This window comes from Pseudomonadota bacterium, assembly GCA_016195085.1.
Lineage (GTDB): Bacteria > Pseudomonadota > Alphaproteobacteria > SHVZ01 > SHVZ01 > JACQAG01.
In genome coordinates, this window is sequence record JACQAG010000004.1 from 1 (window position 1) to 19334 (window position 19334).

18 protein-coding genes and 1 pseudogene are annotated in these 19334 nt (G+C 66.8%); 11 read left to right on the forward strand and 8 right to left on the reverse strand.

Annotated elements, in window-relative coordinates; translation table 11 throughout:
* Positions 1-185 precede the first annotated feature (185 nt).
* Positions 186-1973, reverse strand: coding sequence for a succinate dehydrogenase flavoprotein subunit (locus tag HY058_01130; protein ID MBI3495890.1), 1788 nt, complete (start codon positions 1971-1973; stop codon positions 186-188).
* Positions 1974-2079: 106 nt separating this feature from the next.
* Between HY058_01130 and HY058_01135 the strand changes: the two genes are divergently transcribed.
* Complete coding sequence (locus HY058_01135) at positions 2080-2994, forward strand: LysR family transcriptional regulator (GenBank protein ID MBI3495891.1); 915 nt, start codon at positions 2080-2082, stop codon at positions 2992-2994.
* Between the two features lie 106 nt (positions 2995-3100).
* Here the strand turns inward: HY058_01135 and HY058_01140 are convergent, their stop codons facing one another.
* Positions 3101-4168, reverse strand: a complete 1068-nt coding sequence (locus HY058_01140) for an Ldh family oxidoreductase (GenBank protein ID MBI3495892.1) — start codon at positions 4166-4168, stop codon at positions 3101-3103.
* 128 nt (positions 4169-4296) lie between these two features.
* Here HY058_01140 and HY058_01145 point away from each other — a divergent pair, with 128 nt between their 5' ends.
* Complete coding sequence (locus HY058_01145; protein MBI3495893.1) at positions 4297-5445, forward strand: succinylglutamate desuccinylase/aspartoacylase family protein; 1149 nt, start codon at positions 4297-4299, stop codon at positions 5443-5445.
* Between the two features lie 83 nt (positions 5446-5528).
* Entirely contained in the window at positions 5529-6131 is a 603-nt protein-coding gene (locus HY058_01150) for an HD domain-containing protein (protein MBI3495894.1), read from the forward strand.
* 114 nt (positions 6132-6245) lie between these two features.
* Here the strand turns inward: HY058_01150 and HY058_01155 are convergent, their stop codons facing one another.
* The 6 genes from HY058_01155 to HY058_01180 all read right to left on the reverse strand — a co-directional run bounded on the left by HY058_01155 (position 6246) and on the right by HY058_01180 (position 11618).
* Positions 6246-6734, reverse strand: a complete 489-nt coding sequence (locus tag HY058_01155) for an EVE domain-containing protein (protein ID MBI3495895.1) — start codon at positions 6732-6734, stop codon at positions 6246-6248.
* Between the two features lie 10 nt (positions 6735-6744).
* Positions 6745-7116 (reverse strand): VOC family protein, encoded by a 372-nt coding sequence (locus tag HY058_01160; GenBank protein MBI3495896.1) that lies wholly within the window; start codon positions 7114-7116, stop codon positions 6745-6747.
* Positions 7117-7191: 75 nt separating this feature from the next.
* On the reverse strand, positions 7192-7881 hold the full coding sequence (locus HY058_01165) for a YafY family transcriptional regulator (GenBank protein MBI3495897.1): 690 nt from the start codon (positions 7879-7881) through the stop codon (positions 7192-7194).
* Positions 7882-7967: 86 nt separating this feature from the next.
* A complete protein-coding gene (locus HY058_01170) occupies positions 7968-9671 on the reverse strand; it encodes a long-chain fatty acid--CoA ligase (protein MBI3495898.1) in 1704 nt (567 codons plus the stop codon).
* Positions 9672-9705: 34 nt separating this feature from the next.
* Positions 9706-10686, reverse strand: a complete 981-nt coding sequence (locus HY058_01175) for an aldo/keto reductase (protein ID MBI3495899.1) — start codon at positions 10684-10686, stop codon at positions 9706-9708.
* Positions 10687-10694: 8 nt separating this feature from the next.
* Positions 10695-11618, reverse strand: coding sequence for an aminotransferase class IV (locus HY058_01180; protein MBI3495900.1), 924 nt, complete (start codon positions 11616-11618; stop codon positions 10695-10697).
* A gap of 405 nt (positions 11619-12023) precedes the next feature.
* Here HY058_01180 and HY058_01185 point away from each other — a divergent pair, with 405 nt between their 5' ends.
* The 8 genes and pseudogenes from HY058_01185 (at position 12024) to HY058_01220 (ending at position 19146) form a co-directional block, all read left to right on the forward strand.
* The gene (locus HY058_01185) at positions 12024-12476 is read left to right on the forward strand and encodes a nuclear transport factor 2 family protein (protein ID MBI3495901.1); all 453 of its coding nucleotides are present in this window, start codon (positions 12024-12026) and stop codon (positions 12474-12476) included.
* Between the two features lie 127 nt (positions 12477-12603).
* Complete coding sequence (gene ilvE, locus HY058_01190; GenBank protein ID MBI3495902.1) at positions 12604-13542, forward strand: branched-chain-amino-acid transaminase; 939 nt, start codon at positions 12604-12606, stop codon at positions 13540-13542.
* A gap of 25 nt (positions 13543-13567) precedes the next feature.
* Positions 13568-14623 (forward strand): low specificity L-threonine aldolase, encoded by a 1056-nt coding sequence (locus tag HY058_01195; protein MBI3495903.1) that lies wholly within the window; start codon positions 13568-13570, stop codon positions 14621-14623.
* 202 nt (positions 14624-14825) lie between these two features.
* Positions 14826-15770 (forward strand): ABC transporter permease, encoded by a 945-nt coding sequence (locus HY058_01200; protein MBI3495904.1) that lies wholly within the window; start codon positions 14826-14828, stop codon positions 15768-15770.
* The gene (locus tag HY058_01205; protein MBI3495905.1) at positions 15763-16659 is read left to right on the forward strand and encodes an ABC transporter permease; all 897 of its coding nucleotides are present in this window, start codon (positions 15763-15765) and stop codon (positions 16657-16659) included. Before HY058_01200 ends, HY058_01205 begins: the two co-directional genes overlap by 8 nt.
* 89 nt (positions 16660-16748) lie before the next feature.
* Positions 16749-17595 (forward strand): annotated as a pseudogene (locus HY058_01210) (succinylglutamate desuccinylase/aspartoacylase family protein).
* Between the two features lie 12 nt (positions 17596-17607).
* On the forward strand, positions 17608-18375 hold the full coding sequence (locus HY058_01215) for a class II aldolase/adducin family protein (GenBank protein ID MBI3495906.1): 768 nt from the start codon (positions 17608-17610) through the stop codon (positions 18373-18375).
* A gap of 21 nt (positions 18376-18396) precedes the next feature.
* Positions 18397-19146, forward strand: coding sequence for a class II aldolase/adducin family protein (locus HY058_01220; protein MBI3495907.1), 750 nt, complete (start codon positions 18397-18399; stop codon positions 19144-19146).
* The last annotated feature ends 188 nt before the right edge of the window (positions 19147-19334 follow it).

Here is a 19334-nt window from a genome sequence, read left to right on the forward strand (position 1 = left end):
GTCGGCTCCTGCCTCTTCGTTCGCAAACCCCTCGCCAAAATCGACAAACCGCCCCCGCTTAATCCCAACCGCCGACAACCAACCGCCTCCCCCAACCAGGGAACCTTCAGCTATGCATGACTTTCCCCGGACACCCGTGCCACCGCTGGGTGGGGGAGGGATAGGGTGGGGGCATCGTTCCGGCTTTAGTAGATCCGTTGGCCCGGCGGGAAGCTCTGCACCTCGTTCGAGAGCGTGCCCAGATGCACCGGCCGGCAGCCGAGGCTGACGTTGCCGCTCGAATCCCGCCAGGCAAGCGTGTGCTTCAGCCAATTCACGTCGTCGCGCCGGGGGAAGTCCTCGCGCGCATGGCCGCCGCGGCTCTCGGTGCGAGCGGCGGCGGATGCCAGGACGATGGTCGCCTGCGCCAATAGGTTGTCAAGCTCCAGCGCCTCGATGAGATCGGTGTTCCAGATGAGCCCATGATCGGCAAGCGCCAAGTCCGCGATCCCGTCGTTGACCGCCACCAGCTTGCTCATCCCCGCTTCCAGCACCGATGCCGTGCGGAACACGGCGCAATGCGCCTGCATGGTTCGCTGCATCGAGAGGCGGATGGCACCGGCCTTCGTCCCGCCCGAGGCGGCGCGAAGGCGCTCGAAGCGCTGGAGGGCCGCATCGCAGGCCGTCGGCGGCAAAGGCGCGTGGCGCGCTCCGGGGGTCAGGGTCCCGGCCAAGCAATCGGCGGCGGCGCGGCCGAAGACGACGAGGTCCAGCAGCGAGTTGGTGCCGAGCCGGTTGGCGCCATGCACCGATACCGATGCCGCTTCGCCCACCGCCATCAGCCCCGGTAGCACGCGCTCGGGATCTTCGGGCGTCGGATCCAGCGCCTCGGCGCGGATGTTCGTCGGGATTCCGCCCATGTTGTAATGCGCCGTCGGCAAGACCGGGATCGGCGTCCGCGTCACCTCGATCCCGGCGAAGATTCGCGCGGTCTCGGAAATGCCCGGCAACCGTTCCTCCAAGAGCCCGGCATCGAGGTGCTCGAGATGCAAGTTGATGTGGTCCTTCTCCCCCCCGCAGCCGCGGCCCTCGGCGACCTCGATGGTCATGGCGCGGCTCACCACGTCGCGCGAGGCCAGATCCTTGGTCCTGGGCGCATAGCGCTCCATGAAGCGCTCGCCTTCGGCGTTGGTGAGATAGCCGCCCTCGCCTCGCGCACCCTCGGTGATGAGGCATCCGGCGCCGTAGATCCCTGTCGGGTGGAACTGGATGAACTCCATGTCCTGCAGCGCGAGACCTGCCCGGAGCGCCATCGCATAACCATCGCCGGTGCAAGCATGGGCCTGGGTGGTGGTGAAGTAGATCCGCCCGCCGCCGCCGGTCGCCAGCACCACCACCTGAGCGCGGAAGAGGTGGAGCGTGCCGTCGGCCGGGTTCCAGGCGACGATGCCCCGGCACGCGCCCTCATCCATGACCAGATCGAGCGCCACATATTCGATGAAGAAGTCGACGCCGCGCTTCAGGCATTGCTGATAGAGCGTGTGGATGATCGCATGCCCGGTGCGGTCGGCGGCGGCGCAGGAGCGCTCGGCCAAGGTCTTGCCCCACTCCAGCGTATGACCGCCGAACGGACGCTGGTAGATGCGGCCGTCCTCGGTGCGGGTGAAGGGAACGCCGAGCGCCTCCAGCTCGAGGACGGCGGAAGCGGCGTTGCGGCACATGAATTCGATTGCGTCCTGGTCGCCCAGCCAATCGGAGCCCTTGACGGTGTCGTACATGTGCCAACGCCAGTCGTCCTCGCCCATGTTGCCCAAGGCGGCACCAATGCCGCCCTGGGCGGCCGCGGTGTGGCTGCGGGTGGGGAAGACCTTGCTGATGCAGGCGGTCTTGAGGCCGGCGCTGGTGGCGCCCAGGGTCGTGCGCAGCCCGGCGCCGCCGGCGCCGACGACGACCACGTCATGGCTGTGCTGCTGGACTGGATAGGTATCGGGCATGATCGGCCTTCCTTCGCGTTAGGCGAACCCTGCAACCAAATATGCTTCGACGGAATCCGTATCTGGCGTAGTGTAGTTTCGCGAAATACGAAGGATCATGCCGACGATGCGGTTCGATCTGGTCGATCTCCGGCTGTTCGTGACCGTGGTCGAGGCCGGCAGCATCACTGAGGGCGCCGAGCGCACGCATTTGGCCATCGCCGCCGCCAGCACCCGCATCCGCGGCATGGAGGAGGTTCTCGGGGTCGCGCTGCTCACCCGCGGGCGCCAGGGTGTTAGGCCGACTCCCGCCGGCCGCGCCCTCCTGCAGCACGCGCGCATCATGCTGCAGCAAGCCGAGCGCATGCGGGGCGAGCTTAGGGAATATGCCGAGGGCTCGCGCGGACAGATCCACCTGCTCTCCAACACCAACGCGCTGACCGAATTCCTGCCGGAAGCGCTGAGCAGCTTCCTATCCCGGCATCCCCAGGTGAACATCGATCTGGAGGAGCGGCTCAGCGACGAGATCGTCGCCGCGGTCGCGACCGGCACCGCCGATATCGGCATCGTCGCGGAGACCGTCGACATGGCCGGCCTTGAGGTCTTTCCCTTCCGCGTCGACCGCTTCGTTCTGGTGGTGGGCGCCGACCACGCGCTGGCATCGGCGCGCCGGGTCGCCTTCGCCCATGTGCTCGATCACGACTTCGTCGGGCTCGACCGCATGAGCGCGCTGCAGCGCTTCCTTGCCGAGCGCGCCGACCGGGCGGGTCGCCGCCTCAAGCTCCGGGTGCAGCTTCGCAGCTTCGATGCGGTATGCCGGCTGGTGGAATGCAATGTCGGCATCGGCGTCGTGCCGGAGACCACAGCCAAACGCAGCGCCAAGATCATGGCGCTCAGGATCGTGCGCCTCACGGATGCCTGGGCGCTGCGCAAATTGACGATCTGCGTCCGCCGCGTCGATGAGCTGCCGAGCCACGCGCAAGACCTGGTGCGACACCTGGCTGGCAGAGAAATGCCCCCACCCCGACCCTCCCCCGCCTGACGGCGAGGGAGGGAGCCGGATGCTCTTCTGCTCCCTCCCCCAACTTGTTGGGGGGTCGGGGCCGCAAAGCGGACCGACGGGGTGGGGGCATGCGCCGGTCCGAACCCTAGCCCAGCAGGAACTTAGCGCCGGCCGCCTCGCAGGTCTTCTTCACTTCCGCCATGAGGCCGGGCGGGACCGGGATGCCGGTCTTGGCGCGGGCCGTGGCCGACTTTTCCTCTTTGTCGCCGGCCACCAAGACCGGCTGCTTCGGATCGATCGGACGCGTGCCGCGGAGCGAGATCATGAGCCGGTCGAGCTCGCCCGGAAAACCGCCATCGGGGCGGAACGCCTTCGGGTCCACCACCAGCATGAAATGCCCATTGTCGAGGCCGTGACCGTCCGGCGCCACCTTCGGGCTCAAGGGGCAGGCGGTGCCGCCGGAGAGCAGGGCCGAGAGGATCTCGACCATGACCGCGAGCCCGTAGCCCTTGTGCGAGCTCCGCTCGGGCGTGCCGCCCAGAGGCGTGGCGCTGCCGCCATTGTAGGCGATGTGGCCGTCGGTGGTGGGCTTGCCTGCAGCATCGGTCGCCCAGCCTTCCGGGATGGCGCGACGCTCGATCGCGGCGTTGCGGATCTTGCCGACGGCGACCGTGGTCGTCGCCATGTCGAGCACGAAGGGCGGCTCGGCCTTGGCCGGTGCGGCAAAAGCAATGGGATTGGTGCCGAAGCGGGGCTCGGCGCCGAAGGTCGGCATCACCCATTTGCTCTGGCCGTTGGTGACGCACCAGCCCATGAGGCCGGCGGCGGCGGCGAGACGCGGATAGTAGCCGGCAGCACCGTAATGGGTCGAGTTTCGCACCACCGCGGCGGCGAGCCCGAGCGCCTTCGCCTTGGCGATGGCGAGCTCCATCGCCTTGACCGAAGGCGCGTGGCCGAGACCGTGGCCGGCATCGACGACGGCGGTCGCCGGCGTCTCGCTCGCCACCGTGATCGGCGCCGGCAGCGTCAGCCAGCCGCGCTTCAGCCAATCGGCATAGACCGGGACCATGGAGATGCCGTGGCTGTCGACGCCGCGGAGATCGGTGTCGACCATCACCTTGGCGGTGATCTCGACCTGGTCCTGATCCATGCCCCAGGAGGCGAGCACGAGGGTGATCTGCCGATGCAGAAGATCGGCGGGAACGAGCTGCATGATGATGATGTCCTCTTGCGGCGGGAGGCAGAACGAGGGCGGCGGAGCGCCAGAGCCTAACAACTAGTCAAGGCGAGCGAAATCGGCAGAATGCACGCACGCAGAAAACGCCCCAAAGGACCATCCCCATGCCCCGTAGCGTCGCCAAGGTCTCGCTCGTCTCCATGACTCCCGGCACAAGCCGGCGGCTCACGGTCTTCCGTTGGGGCCGGCCCGGCGCCCGCCCCAAGGCCTATCTGCAGGCGGCCATCCATGCCAATGAGCTGCCGGGGGTGATGGCGATCCATCATCTGATCCCGCTCCTGGATCAGGCGGCAAAGCAGCGGCGCATCAAGGGCGAGATCGTGGTGGTGCCGACCGCCAATCCGATCGGGCTCTCCCAGCTCGTCGGCAACATCCATCTCGGCCGCTACGATTTCCTCGGCCGCGAGAACTTCAACCGCAACTACCCCGACCTGGCCGAGGCGGTGGCCGAGCGCGTCGCCAAGAAGCTCGGCCGCAGCGCGCGCGCCAACACCGCCGCGATCCGCGCCGCGGCGCTCGCCACCCTTGCCGCCCTCAAGCCCGCCAACGAGCTGGGCCAGCTCCGGGGCGCCTTAATGCGGCATTCCATCGATGCCGACATCGTGCTCGATCTCCATTGCGATCAAGGAGGCGTGCTGCACCTCTTCATCAGCGGCAAGGATTGGCCGGGTGCGCGCGACCTCGCGGCCCAGCTCGGCGCCGCGGCCACCGTCTACAACGTGCCCTACCCGGAAACCATGACCTTCTCCGGCGCCAATAGCGCGCTCTGGCCGAAGCTGGCCGAGCGCTTCCCCAAGGCCGCCATTCCGCTCGCCTGCCTGTCGGCCACAGTCGAGTTTCGCGGGCAGCACAAGGTGACCCACGAGCTGGGTGCGGCGGACGCCCGCAATCTCTTCAAGTTCCTGCAGCGCCGCGGCGTGATCGCCGGATCCCCCGGCCCCCTGCCGCGGCTGCTGGCCCAGGCCACGCCAACGCCGGGCATGGATGTGGGCTATGCGCCGGCCCATGGCATGCTGACCTTTCGCAAGCCGGCGGGCGCCAAGGTCAGAGCCGGCGAGACCGTCTGCGAGGTGATCGATCCCTTGAACCCGGACACGCGCAAGGCCCGCGTCCCGGTCAAGGCCAGGACGTCGGGGATCCTCTTTTCCCGGCGCCCCAACGGGCGCCTCGTTTGGCCCGGCATGGTGCTCTTCCGCATCGCCGGCGCCAAAGCGCTGCCGCACCGCAAGGGCCTGTCGGGGCTGGACGACTGAGGGCTGGACGACTGAGGGCTGGTCAGGTCCCGCTCCCGTCGTTAAGCTTTTCCTATCGGAAATCCGCGGCCGGAGAGCCATTCATGCAGACGATCAAGGCGACCAGCTTTCGCGATGCCACGGCCGAGGATTGGGAGCTCGCCACCAGGCTCGGGCGCCAGCAGATGCTGGGCGATGCCGGCCGCCGCGCGATCCAGCTCCTGAAGAGCCAGAAGGATGCCGACAAGCATGGCTGGCAGGTGAACAACTACGAGCACACGCTGGAATGCGCGACCAAGGCGCTCCGCGCCGGGGAGAGCGAGGAATACGTGGTGGCCGCCCTGCTGCACGACGTCGGCCAGGACCTCAATCCCTACAGCCATGACAAGATCGCCGGCGATGTGCTCCGCCACTACGTCTCCGAGGAGCTGCATTGGGTCGTCGCCAACCACCAGATCTTCCAGCTCTCCTTCCGCGATCACTCGAAATTCGACACCAAGGCGGTGGAGAAGTTCCGCGGCCATCCGCATTTCCAGGCCGCCATGCGCTTCTGCGAGCGCTACGACATGGACTGCTTCGACGGCAGCTATGACTGGCTGCCGATCGAAGCCTTCGAGCCGATGGTCTACCGGTTGTTCGAGACGGGCGTGCGCGCCTTCCACGCGAAATATCCCTACCCCTACGCCGCCTCGCAGGCGGCGGACTGACACCTATTCGCCGAATCTCTGCTCGGCACGACGAACAAGCGGAAGAGTAAACCGCAGAGTCCGCCGAGCAGCGCTGAGGGCGCAGAGCAAGGACCGAGCGTTCACGGGGAAGCGCTATGTCACCTCCGCGCTCTCTGCGATTTCTCTGCGTTCTCTGCGGTTGATCTTGCTCTTGCCATCGCCGGGTTTGATGCCCATCGCCTCTGCGATCCGGTCCATGCTCGCCTCGTCGATGCCAACAAGGCCGAAGCGAAGGCGCGCGCCCCAGGCGGCGCCGGAAAGCGCAAAGCCCGGCAGCGCCAGCAGCGTCTCGACCGGTGCCGGGCGCGCTTCCAGATAGCGCACCCGGCGACGGAACGGCCGGAAGCCGCCACCCATGTCCGCCTGATGGACTTCGCCATCGGCGACGACGCCGAGCGCGGTGAAGCACCGAAGTGCTTCGCCCTTACGCATTTCCGTTCTCGGCGAGTAATAGGCGACGCGGTCACCCGGCATCAGGCGCTTCAGGGGCGCGGCCTTGCCGTGACAGACCTGCATGATGCCGAGTGCCACCCCGCGGCGGACATGATCGGCCGAGGCGACGGCGATCCAGTTGCCGTTCATCGGCGGCGGCTCACGGTTTAGCCGGAGCGAATACCCGAAGCCGGTGGCCGTCGGGGTCGAGGGCGAGGAAGGTGAAGCCGAAATCCATGCGCGTGGGAGTCTGCGCTACCCGGAGGCCGCGCTTGCCCCAATCGGCATAGACGGCGCCTACGGACTCTTCGTCGTCGACGGCGAAGGCAAGCTCGCCGGCAGCACTCATCGCGGCCGCGGCCGGTTCGACGGTATGCCGCGACCACAGGCCCAGCATCACCCCCGAGGCGAGCTGGAAGCGGGCGAAGGTCGGAGAGGCTTCGAGCGGGGTCTTGCCCAGAATCTCGGCGTAGAAGCGGGCGCTCGCGGGCGGATTGTCGACATAGAGGATGACGAAGTTGGGATCCGGCATGGCGCGTCTCCAGGATGGTTGAACGAGCCCTTCCTACGCCGTGTCCCCGTCAGTTTCTGTCAGGAGCGAAGGCGCTCACTCCGAGAGGATCCCCTGCAGCGCCCGCCATTCCTTCATCAGCGCCTGGCGCCGGCGCGGATAGCGGAGCGCGGAGGCGGTCGCCGCGCTGATCCGGTCGGTGCGGAAATGCCGGAAGCCCTGCCTCAGCTCGCACCAAGCGGCGACGACGCGCACCCGCTCGAAGAAGGCGAGCGCAATCGGCCAAATCATCCTCTCGGTCCGGCGGCCTTCGCCGTCGGCATAGAAGATGCGAAGCTTGCGCTCGCAGCGGATGGCACGGCGGAGCTCGGAGAGATCGACCAGATCGGCTGCTTTCGGCTCGCCCGGCCCGGCCAGCAGACCCGCATCGCCGAGCTTGTCGCGAATTCCCTCCGGCAGCACCGAGCCGATCTTGGCAAGCGCATCCTCCGCGGCGGCCGCGAGCGGGCGATCGCCCTGCTCCATGACCCAGCGCAGGCCCAGCACCAGGGACTCGATCTCGTCATCCCCGAACATCAAGGGTGGCAATAGGAAGCCGGGCTTGAGCACATAGCCCAAGCCCGCCTCGCCCTCGATCGAGGCTCCCTGGGCAATCAGCGTGGCGACGTCGCGGTAGATCGTGCGCTCGGAGACGCCGAGCTCCTCGGCCAGCCGCGCCGCCGTCACCGGCCGACGGCGGCGGCGCAGCGCCTGGATCAGATCGAGAAGGCGCGCGGCGCGGGACACGACCCTCACCCGCCTCGCTTACGCTCGGCACCCTCTCCCGCACCGCGGGAGAGGGAGAGGCCCACGTCGTCGTGGGAGGGTGAGGGTCATGAGCTGACCACCGGCTTCATTGCCTGCCGCTTCGCCGATTCCTCGGCGACCAGCTCCTTGCGCGAGAGCTTGCCGACGGCGGTGCGGGGCAAGGATTGGCGGATCTCGAGCGCGCTCGGAAGCTCGTGGCGTCCGAGCTTGTCGGCGAGGAAGAGGTTGAGCTCATCCAAGCCGAGCGACGTCCCGGACTTCAATCGGACGAAGGCCTTGGCCGATTGGCCGCGATAGTCGTCGGGAATGCCGATGACGATCACCTCCGCCACCGATTCGTGCTCGTAGATCGCTTCCTCGATCATGCGCGGATAGACGTTGAAGCCGCCGGAGATGATCATGTCCTTCTTGCGCTCGATGAGGGTCAGCGTGCCGTCGGCGCTCATGCGGCCGATATCGCCGGTCATGAACCAGCCGTCCTTGAGCACGCTCGCGGTCTCCTCCGGGCGCTTCCAATAGCCCTTCATCACCTGCGGGCCTTTGATCGAGACCTCGCCCAAGCTGTCGGGCGGCAGCGCCGTGGTGCCGGTCTCGAGGTCGCGGATCTCGATGACCGTGCCCGGCATCGGCACGCCCACCGTGCCGGCGCGCTTGGCCCGCGTCGGCGGCGTGCTGCTGCCGGTGGGTGCGGTCTCGGTCAGACCATAGCCTTCGCTGAGGATGCAGCCGGTCGCGGCCTCGAAGCGGCCGAGGATCTCGACCGGCATCGGCGCCCCGCCGCTGGAGCAGAGCTTGAGCGAGGAAAGATCGAAGGATCGGAAGCCCGGATGCTGCACCATGGCGGTGTACATGGTGGGCACGCCGGAGAATAGGCTGATGCGCTTGCCGGCAATGTCGGCCAGCACCTTTTCGACATCGAAGCGGAGATGCAGCACCAGCTCGAAGCCCAGCCACACGCCGCGCAGCATGATGATCGCCAAACCATAGACATGGAAGAACGGCAGCACGGCCAAGGCCCGTTCGGCTCCGGGCTGGATCACGTCGGCGACCCAGATGCGGCTCTGGTCGATGGCGGCGCTGAGATTGGCATGGGTCAGCATGGCGCCCTTGGGCACGCCAGTGGTGCCGCCGGTGTATTGCAGAACCGCCACCTCCTCGCCGGGGGCCCCGCGCGGCATCCGCCGATAGGCGCCGTCATTGGCGATGAGGTCGCGGAAGCGGATGAGCTGGACCGATCCGGCGCCGGAGGCGCCGATCTCCGCTTGCGGGATCTTGAAGCCGGAAGCCGCGTCCTCGGCGAGAAAGTCGGAGAGCGAGCAGACGACGATCGCCTTCAGCCGGCTCATTCCCGCCAGCGCCGCCACCTTGGGATAGAGCGACTGCCAATCAAGCGTGATCAGGATATCGGTCTCGGAATCCTCGATCTGCCGCAGGATCTCGCGCTCGGCATAGAGCGGCGAGTAGTTGACGACGCGGCCGCCGGCCTTGAGCACGCCGAAAAACAGCGCGACATAATGCGGCACATTGGCAAGATGCAGGCCGACATGGGTTCCCGAGGTGACACCCAGCTCCTGCAGCCCCCGCGCCGCCCGGCCTGAGAGGTCCAACATGTCGCGATGGCTGAAGCGCCGGTCGTAGAAATCGATGAGCGTGCGCTCTGGCCAGCGCGCGGCCGATCGGTCGATGACCTCGTCGATCCAGAATGCGGCGATCTCGGCGTGCCAATCGCGGCCCGGGGGATAGGAGGCTTCCCAAGGATGGGGCGCCATGGTCCCGGCCCTCTTCCGGCTCGCCTCCCGCGCCTCAGCTATGGCCCAGCACGGGATGCGGCTCGTAGGGTGCCTCCAGCGCCTTCAACTCCTCGCCCGTGAGCTTGACCTGGAGCGCGCCCACCAGCTCGCCCAGCTGCTCCTGCCGGCTCACCCCGACGATGGGCGCGGTGACACCGGGCTTTGCCAAGATCCAGGCGAGCGCCACCTGGATCGGCTTCACGCCGCGCCCACGGGCGATCTCGACCACCTTGTCGACCACTTTGAAGTCGCTGTCTTTGTAATAGAGGTTGTGGGCGAACTCGTCCGATTTAGCGCGCGCGGTCTCGCCCTTGTCCTGGCGGCGGCGGTTGCCGGCGAGGAAGCCGCGGGCGAGCGGGCTCCAGGGAATGAGGCCCACACCTTCGTCCAGGCAGAGCGGAATCATCTCCCGCTCCTCTTCCCGGTAGACGAGGTTGTAGTGGTTCTGCATGGAGACGAAGCGCGCATAGCCTTGCGTTTCGGAGGTGTGCAGCGCCTTGGCGAACTGCCAGGCATACATGCTGGAGGCGCCGATGTAGCGGGCCTTGCCCGCGCGCACCACGTCGTTGAGGGCCTCCAAGGTCTCCTCGATCGGCGTCTCCTTGTCCCAGCGATGGATCTGGTAGAGGTCGACATAGTCGGTGCGCAGCCGCCGGAGCGACGCATCGATCGAGTCCAAAATGTGCTTGCGCGAGAGCCCGCGGTCATTGGGCCCCTCGCCCATGGCGCCGTTGACCTTGGTCGCCAGCACGATCTGGTCGCGCTTGGCGAAGTCGCGGAGCGCGTTGCCGACCACGATCTCGCTCTCGCCGATGGAGTAGACGTCGGCGGTGTCGAAGAAGGTGATGCCCACTTCGACCGCCGCCTTCAGGAGCGGCCGCGCGGCCGCCTCGTCCATGACCCAGTTGCGCCAGCTTGGCGAGCCGAAGGTCATGGTGCCGAGGCAGAGCCGCGAGACTTTGAGCCCGGTCTTGCCGAGACGCACATAGTCCATGGGACGCTCTAGAGATGCTTCAGATACTGCTTGTACCAGTCGAACTTGACGAACTCGACATAGGCGTCGATCAGCCGCTTGGTGACCGGTCCGGGCATCTGATGATTGGTCATGCGGTTGCCGTTGAAGGAGCGCACCGGGCAGATGCAGAAGCTGGTGGAGGTGATGAAGGCCTCTTCGGCCACATAGGCATCGAAGAGGTCGATGTCCTTCTCCACCACCTCGATCTTCAGCTTCTTGGCCATATCGATCGCAGTCTGGCGGCTGACGCCGGGGAGCACATAGCGCTCCTGGGGCGTATAGACCACGCCCTCGCGCACGACGAAGATGTTGGAGCCGATGCCCTCGGCCAGATTGCCGTTGACGTCGAGCAGCACCGCCCAGGCGTCGGGATTGATCGCCTTCGCTTCGTGCTCGCCCACGATCATGTTGAGATAATTGTGGGTCTTGGCCCGCGGGCTCAATGATTCCGGCCCGACCCGGCGGACCGAAGGCACCACCACGTCGATGCCGTCGCGATAGTAATGCGCCCGCTGCTTCAAGGGCAGGGGCGTGCATTCGATGATGACGGTCGGGCCCTCGTCGCTCGACTCGCCGGCGACCGAGTCGGCGATGCCGCGCGAGACCCGCTGGCCCAGCCAATAGTCGCCGTCCTTGTCGAGCAGGTGCCGGTTGCGCTCGAACGTCTCCTCGCTCAGCCGGATCATTTCGGCCGGCGACAGGCCGGGATCGATCCGCACATATTTGAGCGAGCGGTAGAAGCGGTCCATGTGCTCCTTCAGCTTGAAGATGCGATGACCGAAGCTGCGGGTCATGTCGAACACCGCATCGCCATATTTGAATCCGCGATCGCGGAAGCTCACGCGCACTTCCGATTCAGGCAGAAACTTGCCGTTGAAGTAGGCGATGCGCTGATTGGCGAGCTGGGTCATTCCTGGTCTCCGGACGGGCTGGGTCGGTGGGTCTCGTCATTCTGCCCTCTCCGACACCGTGCCGCCAAGCGTGCGGCGAGGACGGCCGCCGCGACCAAATGTCATCGAGCCGTCAGCCGGCGCGCCGTGCCCGGTTGCCCCCGGACGTCGGAACAATGTCGAGCTGGATCAAGAGCTTGCGCCCGATCAAGGACACGATCCGGCCGCGGTCGTCAACTTGAAGCAGCGCAGCTCGGCTGACCCTTGCCCGCTCGGGCACCGGCTTCACTCCTCGCCACCCTCGCGGCGCTCGATGCCGGCGGCCGGACAGCGTCGGGGGGCAAGGGGACGCATCGCAATTCGCCAGCCTTGCATCACGGTCGCGGATGATACAATGGACGTGCACGCGCCCGGAGGAGCTTAGCCTTGTCGACTCGCACCAGCCGCACCACCCGCGAACGCGTCCCCGGCGAAGCGAAGGAAGTCGAGTCCGTGCTCGCGTCCAACCGGGAATTCTACCGCGCCTTCCGCGAGCGCGACCTGCCGGCCATGGAGCGGCTTTGGGCCGACAACATTCCGGTCGCCTGCGTCCATCCCGGCTGGGATGCGCTGACGTCGCGCAACGACATCATCGACAGCTGGCGCGGCATCCTGGCGAACCGCCAGTCGCCGCGCATTCACTGCCAGGACGAGGCCGTGTTGTTCGTGGGCGAAACCGCCATGGTGCTCTGCCACGAGATCGTCGGCGATCAAGCGCTGGTCGCGACCAACGTGCTCATCAAGCAGGACACCACCTGGCGCTTCGTGCACCACCAGGCAACGCCGCTCGCAGGTGCCATGGGCGACGAGGACGATGAGCACCCCACCACGGTGCACTGAGCCGACTTAGCCCTGGCGAGAGACGCTCGCCAAGAGCGGTTGCCATGGCGCCGTCGCCGCGCCATGATCCCCACCTAGTTTACCCGCAGCAACGAATTTCCCTATCCGAAAATCGGAGCGCCGGAGCATGCCGACCCTGCCCAAGATGTGCCTCAATGGCGAGATCGTCGACTATGAGGACTGCAAGATTCACGCCTTCTCCGGCGCGGTCAAGTACGGCGCCGGCGTCTTCGAGGGCATCCGCGGCTATTGGAACGACCAGGCGGAGGAGCTCGCCATCTTTCGCCTGCCCGAGCATCTGGAACGGCTGCGCTTCGGCATGCGGGTCATGCGCTACGACGAGATCTTCTCGGTCGAGCACATGGCCGACTGCCTCATGCGCATGGTCCGCGCCAACAAGGTCCGCGGTAATGTGCACATCCGGATGATCGCCTATATCGATAGCGACGACGAGCTCGTCGGCTGCGGCCCGGTCGGGCTCGTCTGCGGCGCGGTGCCGCGCACGCCCTCACCCAAGCTGGAAAGCGGCGCGCACGTCGCCGTCTCCTCCTATACGCGCATCGCCGACAACGCCCTGCCGCCCCGGGTCAAGTGCACGGCGAACTACGTCAACAACCGCGCGGCCGAGATGGAGGCCAAGCGCAACGGCTATGACGGCGTGCTCATCCTGACCGGCAGCGGCAAGCTGTCGGAGGGTTCCGGAGCCTGCTTCTTCATGGTGCGCGACGGCGTGCTCTACACCCCGGATGTGGCCAGCGACATCCTCGAAAGCATCACTCGCGCCACCGTGATCGAGCTCGCGGCCAAGGATCTCGGCCTCAAGGTGGTGGAGCGCACCATCGATCGCAGCGAGATCTATGCCGCCAGCGAGGCCTTCTGGTGCGGCACCGGCTACGAGGTGATGCCGGTCGTCTCGGTCGATCGGCTGGCGCTCGGATCGGGCAAGCCCGGAGCGATCACCCGTGCGGTGCAGCAGCGCTATTTCGACGTCGCCTATGCTCGAACCCGGGACCACGCGGAGTGGCGGACCCTCGTCTCCGGCGACCGCCGCGCCGCCGCCGAATAGCCTCCTTCCATCCGAAAGACCGATCATGACCACGCCCGTCAATCTCTACTCCGACAATGTCTCCGGCATCGCGCCCGAAATCATGGCCGCCCTCGTCGAGGCGAACAAAGGCCAGGCGCAGCCCTACGGCGCCGACGCGCTGACCACACGCGCAAAGGCGGCTCTGGCCGAGCTCTTTGAGCACGAGGTCTGGGTGTTTCCGGTCTCGACCGGAACGGCGGCGAACGCGCTTGCCACCTCAGTGCTGACCCCACCCTATGGCGCGGTCTATGCGAGCACGACCGCCCATATCGACGTCGCCGAATGTGGCGCCACCGAGTTCTTCACCGGCGGCGCCAAGATTGTGCTCGTGCCTTCCGAGCGCGGCCGCATGCAGCCGGACGGGCTCACCGAGGCGCTCGCCAAGGCCGGCAAGGGCTTGGCGCACCGGGTGCAGCCGGCCGGGCTCAGCCTCACCCAAGCAACCGAGCGCGGCACCGTCTACAGCCTCGATGAGATCGGCCGCTTGACCGAAATCGCCAAGCGTCACGGGCTCAAGATCCATATGGATGGCGCGCGCTTCGCCAACGCCGTCGCCCGGCTCAAAGTGAAGCCGGCGGAGGCGACCTGGCGCCTCGGCGTCGACGTGCTCTCCTTCGGGCTCACCAAGAACGGCGCGCTCGGCGTCGATGCCGTCATCTGCTTCCGTCAGGACATGGCCGAGGAGATGCGCTACCGGCAGCGCCGCGCGGGGCAGGTCTATTCGAAGATGCGCTACGCCTCGGCCCAGCTCTTGGCCTATGTCAATAACGGCCTCTGGCTCAAGAACGCGGCGCACGCCAACGCCATGGGTGCCCGCCTCGGCAATGGTCTCGCCGCCGTGCCGGGTGTCGGCCTCGAAGAGCCGGTCGAGATCAATCAGGTGTTCCTGAGCATGCCGGAAGCGGTCATCGCCGGCATGGAGGCGGCCGGCATCGGTCTCGGCCGCCGCGGGGGCAGTCAAGTCCGCATGGTTGCTGCCTGGTCCTCGAGCGAAGCCGAGATCGACGGCGCCATCGCCGCCGCCCGCGCCGCCGCCGGCAAGGACAAGGCCGCGGCGTGAGACGGCCGGCTGAGGGTTGATCTCGACTCGCACCACCGACAATGAGCCCCCACCCCAACCCTCCCCCGCCGACGACGGCGAGGGAGGGAGCCGGATTGCCCTCCGACTCCCTCCCCCACACCTGTGGGGGAGGGTTGGGGTGGGGGCGGTCCGAGCAGCGCCTTAGCGGCGACGATGCCGTGGTTGTGGCGGCGCGGCCGGCATGATCCGCTACATCATCCAGCGGCTGGTGAGCTCGGTGCCGGTGGTCGTGCTGGTGACGTTGATCTCCTTTTCGATCATGCAGCTCGTTCCGGGCGATCCGGCCGCGGTGATGGCGGGACCCTCGGCCACCAAGACCGAGCTCGATCAGATGCGCCATCAGCTCGGTCTCGACCAGCCCTTCGCCTTGCAGCTCGCCGGCTGGTATGGCGGGCTCCTCCGGGGCGATCTCGGCCGCTCGATCCTCCTGGGTCGCTCGGTCGCCCAGGCGATCGCCGAGCGGGTACCGGTGACCCTGGCGCTGGCGCTCTTCTCCTTTGCGCTCACCCTCGCTCTCGGCATTCCCATCGGCATGATCGCAGCCATGCGGCAGAACACCTGGATCGACCAGGCGGCGATGACCCTGGCGCTGCTCGGCGTCTCGCTGCCGAATTTCTGGCTGGGCCTGATGCTGATCGCGCTGTTTTCCGTCAGCCTCGATCTCTTGCCCGCCGGCGGCTATGTGCCGATCAGCCTCGATCCCGTCGGCTGGTTCAAGAGCCTAATCCTGCCGTCCTTGTCGCTGGCGCTCCTGCAAGTGGGGCTGCTCGCCCGCATCACCCGCTCGACCATGCTGGAGGTGCTGCGGCAGGACTATATCCGCACCGCCAAGGCCAAGGGCCTGCCGGAAAGGGTGGTGATCGGCAAGCATGCGACCAAGAACGTGCTGGTTCCGGTCACCACTGTGATCGGCATCACCTTCAGCCTCCTGCTCTCGGGCTCGGTGGTGATCGAGACCGTCTACTCGCTTCCCGGCTTGGGCCGCCTCATCGCCACCTCGATCTTCAGCCGCGACTACCCGGTCATCCAAGGCGGGCTCCTGGTGACCGCCGTCATGTTCGTCTTCCTCAACCTCGTCGTGGACGTGCTCTACGCCTGGCTCGATCCCCGGGTGCGCTATGACTGAGGCCGCCACGGCCGAGCTCGGCATCGACAAGCCGCTTGGTCGCAAGCGCGGCGCGCAGGGCATTCTCCGGCGCCTGCTGACGCACCGGCTGTTCATGACCGGCGCGGTGCTGTTCGTGGCCGTGGCGCTGATCGCACTCCTGGCCGAGCTTCTCGCGACCCACGATCCCGTCGAGATGCGCGCCCGCAACCGCTTCAAGCCGCCGAGCGCCTTGAACTGGTTCGGCACCGACAATTTCGGCCGCGACATCTTCTCGCGCCTGGTCTTCGGCGCGCGCCTGTCTCTGGAGATCGGGCTCGCCACCGTCAGCCTGACGGCGCTCTTCGGTACGCTTGCCGGCACGGTCGCAGGCTATTTCCGGCGCTTGGACAATCTGGTCATGCGCGCCATGGACGCGCTGATGGCGTTCCCGGCGATCATGCTGGCCCTGGCGATCGCCGCCGCGCTCGGACCATCGGCCCTCAACGTGGTGATCGCGTTGTCGGCGGTCTATACGCCGCGCACGGCGCGCATCGCGCGGGCCTCGGTGCTGGTCGTGCGCGAGATGGACTTCGTCGAGGCGGCCCGCTCCGTCGGCGCCAGCCACCACCGCATCCTTTGGCGCCACATCCTGCCGAACTGCCTTGCCCCGCTGATCGTGCAGCTCACCTTCGTCTTCGCCTACGCGGTCATCGCCGAGGCGGTCCTGAGCTTCCTCGGCGTGGGTCCGCCGCCGCCGGCGCCGAGCTGGGGCAACGTCATCGCCGAAGGCAAGGACTATATCCGCGAAGCACCCTGGATTACGCTCTTCCCCGGTCTTGCCATCGCCATGACCGTGCTCGGCCTCAATCTCTTGGGCGACGGGCTCCGCGACGTTCTCGATCCCCGCATGAAGGTGCAGCAGGGATGACGGACCCCATCCAACCGATCTGGCGCACGCGACCGCCTTCGATGCAGAACCATGTCCCCCACTCTTGCTAACCCCGGAGAGTCCAGCCTATGCCGCTCATCAAGAAGAAGAACCGTGCTTCCAACAGCTCGCGGATCGCGACCGACATCGATTTCGAGCGCGACGGCAAGCAGGTGGGCTATCTGCGCCTGCCCCATTCGGTGCACCGCTCGGCCTATGGCCATCTGGCGATGCCGATCGCGGTCATCAAGAAGCAACCTCAACCGCAGCTTCCCCGGCGACCGCGACGGCACCCCAACCTGGATGATCTCGCATTTCATCGAGACGGTGCTGATGCCGTTGGCCGATGTGGTGATCGATCTGCATTCCGGCGGCTCCAGCCTCATCTACATCCCGAGCGCGCTCACCAAGATCGGTCCCGATCGCAAGCGCTCGGCCAAGCAGCTGGAATTGCTGGAGGTATTCGGGGCGCCGATCGGCTACGTGGTCCAGGGCATGGGCGAGGACCGCACCAGCACGTCGGCCGGCGAGCGCCAGGGCGCGCTGGTGATGGGAACGGAGGTCGGCGGCGCCGGCATGGTGGGCGTGGAGTCGACGCGCATCTGCGAGGCGGGAGTGCAGCGCATCCTCGAGCATCTCGGCATCCTGAAGCCGACCCAGCTCAGCCGCGAGCGGCCGAAGACACGGATCATGGAGGTGGGCGGCATCGACTATTACGTCTATGCGCCCGAGCCCGGCCTGTTTGAGCCCTATGTCGATCTGGGTGCCACAGTGAAGAAGGGCCAGCCGGCGGGCGCGGTGCAGTTCGTCGACAATCCCCTGCGCTCACCGGTCATGGCGCATTTCGCCCATGACGGCATGGTCATCTGCAAGCGCGTGCCCGGCCGCGTCGAGCGCGGCGACTGCCTCTTCCATCTCGCCACCGACCGAGGCTGAAAGGAGCCGACGATGACCGTGCTGAGACAGGTCAACCCTGAGACGTCCGCCCGCGCCGATGCCGAAGAGTGGCAGCTCCGCTGCGACATGGCGGCGGTCTTCCGGGTCTGCGCGCGGCTGGAGATGAACGACCAGATCGGCAACCATAACTCGCTGATGCTCCCGGGCTCGGCCAGCCGCTTCCTCATCAACCCGCGCGGCATGCTGTTCCAGGAGCTGCGCGCCTCCGACCTCATCACCTGCGATCTCGACGGCAAGGTGCTGGCCGGCAAGGGCGAGCTGCGTAAGGTCGCGTTTCACATTCACGCGCGCATCCATCTGAAGCACCCCCAGGCGCGCTGCGTCTTGCATGTGCATCCGATCTACACGACCGCGCTGTCCCTCGTCGAAGGCGGCCGGCTCGAGCTGGCGCACCAGGCCAATCTGCTCCTGAACGACCGCATCGCCTATGACGACGTCAACAACGGGCCGGTCCATGACAACGAGGAAGGCGACCGCATCGCCTCACTCTTGGGAGCCAAGACCATCCTGATCATGGCGAGCCACGGCGTGACCGTGGTCGGCCAGACGGTCCATGGCGCCTTCGACGAGCTCTATTGCGTCGAGCGCAACGCCATGTATCAGGTGACCGCCATGCAGATCGGCCGCCCCTTGCGGCGTCAGGACGAGGCGCTCCGGCGCAACTACAACGGACCGTGGGAGAACCGGGTCGACGCCCGTATGCATCTCGATGCCTGGCGCCGCATCCTCGATCGCGAGGAGCCGGACTACGCGAGCTGACGGCAGCGAGGAGGTGCAGCGATGATCGGCATCAGCCCCGGCGAGTGGCAGCTCCGCACCGATCTCGCCGCCACCTTCCGGGTCTTCGCCAGGCTCGGCTTCAACGAGCAGATCGCCAACCACAACTCGGTGATGCTGCCGGACGAGCCTGGGCATTTTCTCGTCAATCCCCGCGGCCTGATGTTCCCGGAGATCCGCGCCTCGGATCTGATCGTCTGCGATCTCGACGGGGGCAAGGTCAGGGGGCGGCGCGAGCCGCGGCCGGTCGAGATGCGCATGCATGGCCGCATCCACGCCAAGGCGCCCCGCGCCACCGCGGTCCTGCATGTGCATGCGCGCTGGACCACGGCCTTGTCGCTGATCGAGGACGGCCGGCTCGAGCTCGCCCACTATGGCGATCTCGTGCTCCTCGACCGCATGGTCGATGGCAGCGAGCGCAGCCAGGGAAAGATCGACGATGATCTCGGGGACAGGATCGCCGCCGCTCTCGGCGATAAGGCGGCCAGCATGCTCTTGCATAGCCACGGGCTTGCCGTCTCCGGCCCGTCGATCGCCGATGCCTTCGATGAGCTCTATTGCCTCGAGCGCCAGGCTCAGTACCAGCTGATGGCCCTGCAGCTCGCGGCCAAGACCGGCAAAAAGCTCCGCCGTCTCGACGACTCCTTGCGCCGCAATTATTACGGCCCGCTCCGCCAGCTGTTCGACTCCGATTTGCACCTCGCAGCCTGGCGCCGCATCCTCGACCGCGAGGAGCCGGACTACGCCACCTAGCCGGCGCTCCCCGCCCGCCAGAAAACATCCTCGTCATGGCCGGGCTTGGCCCACGGCTGTCCGGTTTAGATTCAGATGCATTGAAGGGTCAATTGGGAGTTATTGAGACTTGGCCCTGGCAGTGGGTTGAGCAGGTGGGCAATTGGCTTTCGATGCATGAGGTTGACGCGGACCAACCTGGCGAAGGC

Bases quoted from the DNA above. Each gene is read 5' to 3' on its own strand.
- HY058_01130 (MBI3495890.1), bottom strand. From the start codon at position 1,973: ATGCCCGATACCTATCCAGTCCAGCAGCACAGCCATGACGTGGTCGTC.
- HY058_01135 (MBI3495891.1), top strand. From the start codon at position 2,080: ATGCGGTTCGATCTGGTCGATCTCCGGCTGTTCGTGACCGTGGTCGAG.
- HY058_01140 (MBI3495892.1), bottom strand. From the start codon at position 4,168: ATGCAGCTCGTTCCCGCCGATCTTCTGCATCGGCAGATCACCCTCGTG.
- HY058_01145 (MBI3495893.1), top strand. From the start codon at position 4,297: ATGCCCCGTAGCGTCGCCAAGGTCTCGCTCGTCTCCATGACTCCCGGC.
- HY058_01150 (MBI3495894.1), top strand. From the start codon at position 5,529: ATGCAGACGATCAAGGCGACCAGCTTTCGCGATGCCACGGCCGAGGAT.
- HY058_01155 (MBI3495895.1), bottom strand. From the start codon at position 6,734: ATGAACGGCAACTGGATCGCCGTCGCCTCGGCCGATCATGTCCGCCGC.
- HY058_01160 (MBI3495896.1), bottom strand. From the start codon at position 7,116: ATGCCGGATCCCAACTTCGTCATCCTCTATGTCGACAATCCGCCCGCG.
- HY058_01170 (MBI3495898.1), bottom strand. From the start codon at position 9,671: ATGGCGCCCCATCCTTGGGAAGCCTCCTATCCCCCGGGCCGCGATTGG.
- HY058_01175 (MBI3495899.1), bottom strand. From the start codon at position 10,686: ATGGACTATGTGCGTCTCGGCAAGACCGGGCTCAAAGTCTCGCGGCTC.
- HY058_01180 (MBI3495900.1), bottom strand. From the start codon at position 11,618: ATGACCCAGCTCGCCAATCAGCGCATCGCCTACTTCAACGGCAAGTTT.
- ilvE (MBI3495902.1), top strand. From the start codon at position 12,604: ATGCCGACCCTGCCCAAGATGTGCCTCAATGGCGAGATCGTCGACTAT.
- HY058_01195 (MBI3495903.1), top strand. From the start codon at position 13,568: ATGACCACGCCCGTCAATCTCTACTCCGACAATGTCTCCGGCATCGCG.
- HY058_01200 (MBI3495904.1), top strand. From the start codon at position 14,826: ATGATCCGCTACATCATCCAGCGGCTGGTGAGCTCGGTGCCGGTGGTC.
- HY058_01205 (MBI3495905.1), top strand. From the start codon at position 15,763: ATGACTGAGGCCGCCACGGCCGAGCTCGGCATCGACAAGCCGCTTGGT.
- HY058_01215 (MBI3495906.1), top strand. From the start codon at position 17,608: ATGACCGTGCTGAGACAGGTCAACCCTGAGACGTCCGCCCGCGCCGAT.
- HY058_01220 (MBI3495907.1), top strand. From the start codon at position 18,397: ATGATCGGCATCAGCCCCGGCGAGTGGCAGCTCCGCACCGATCTCGCC.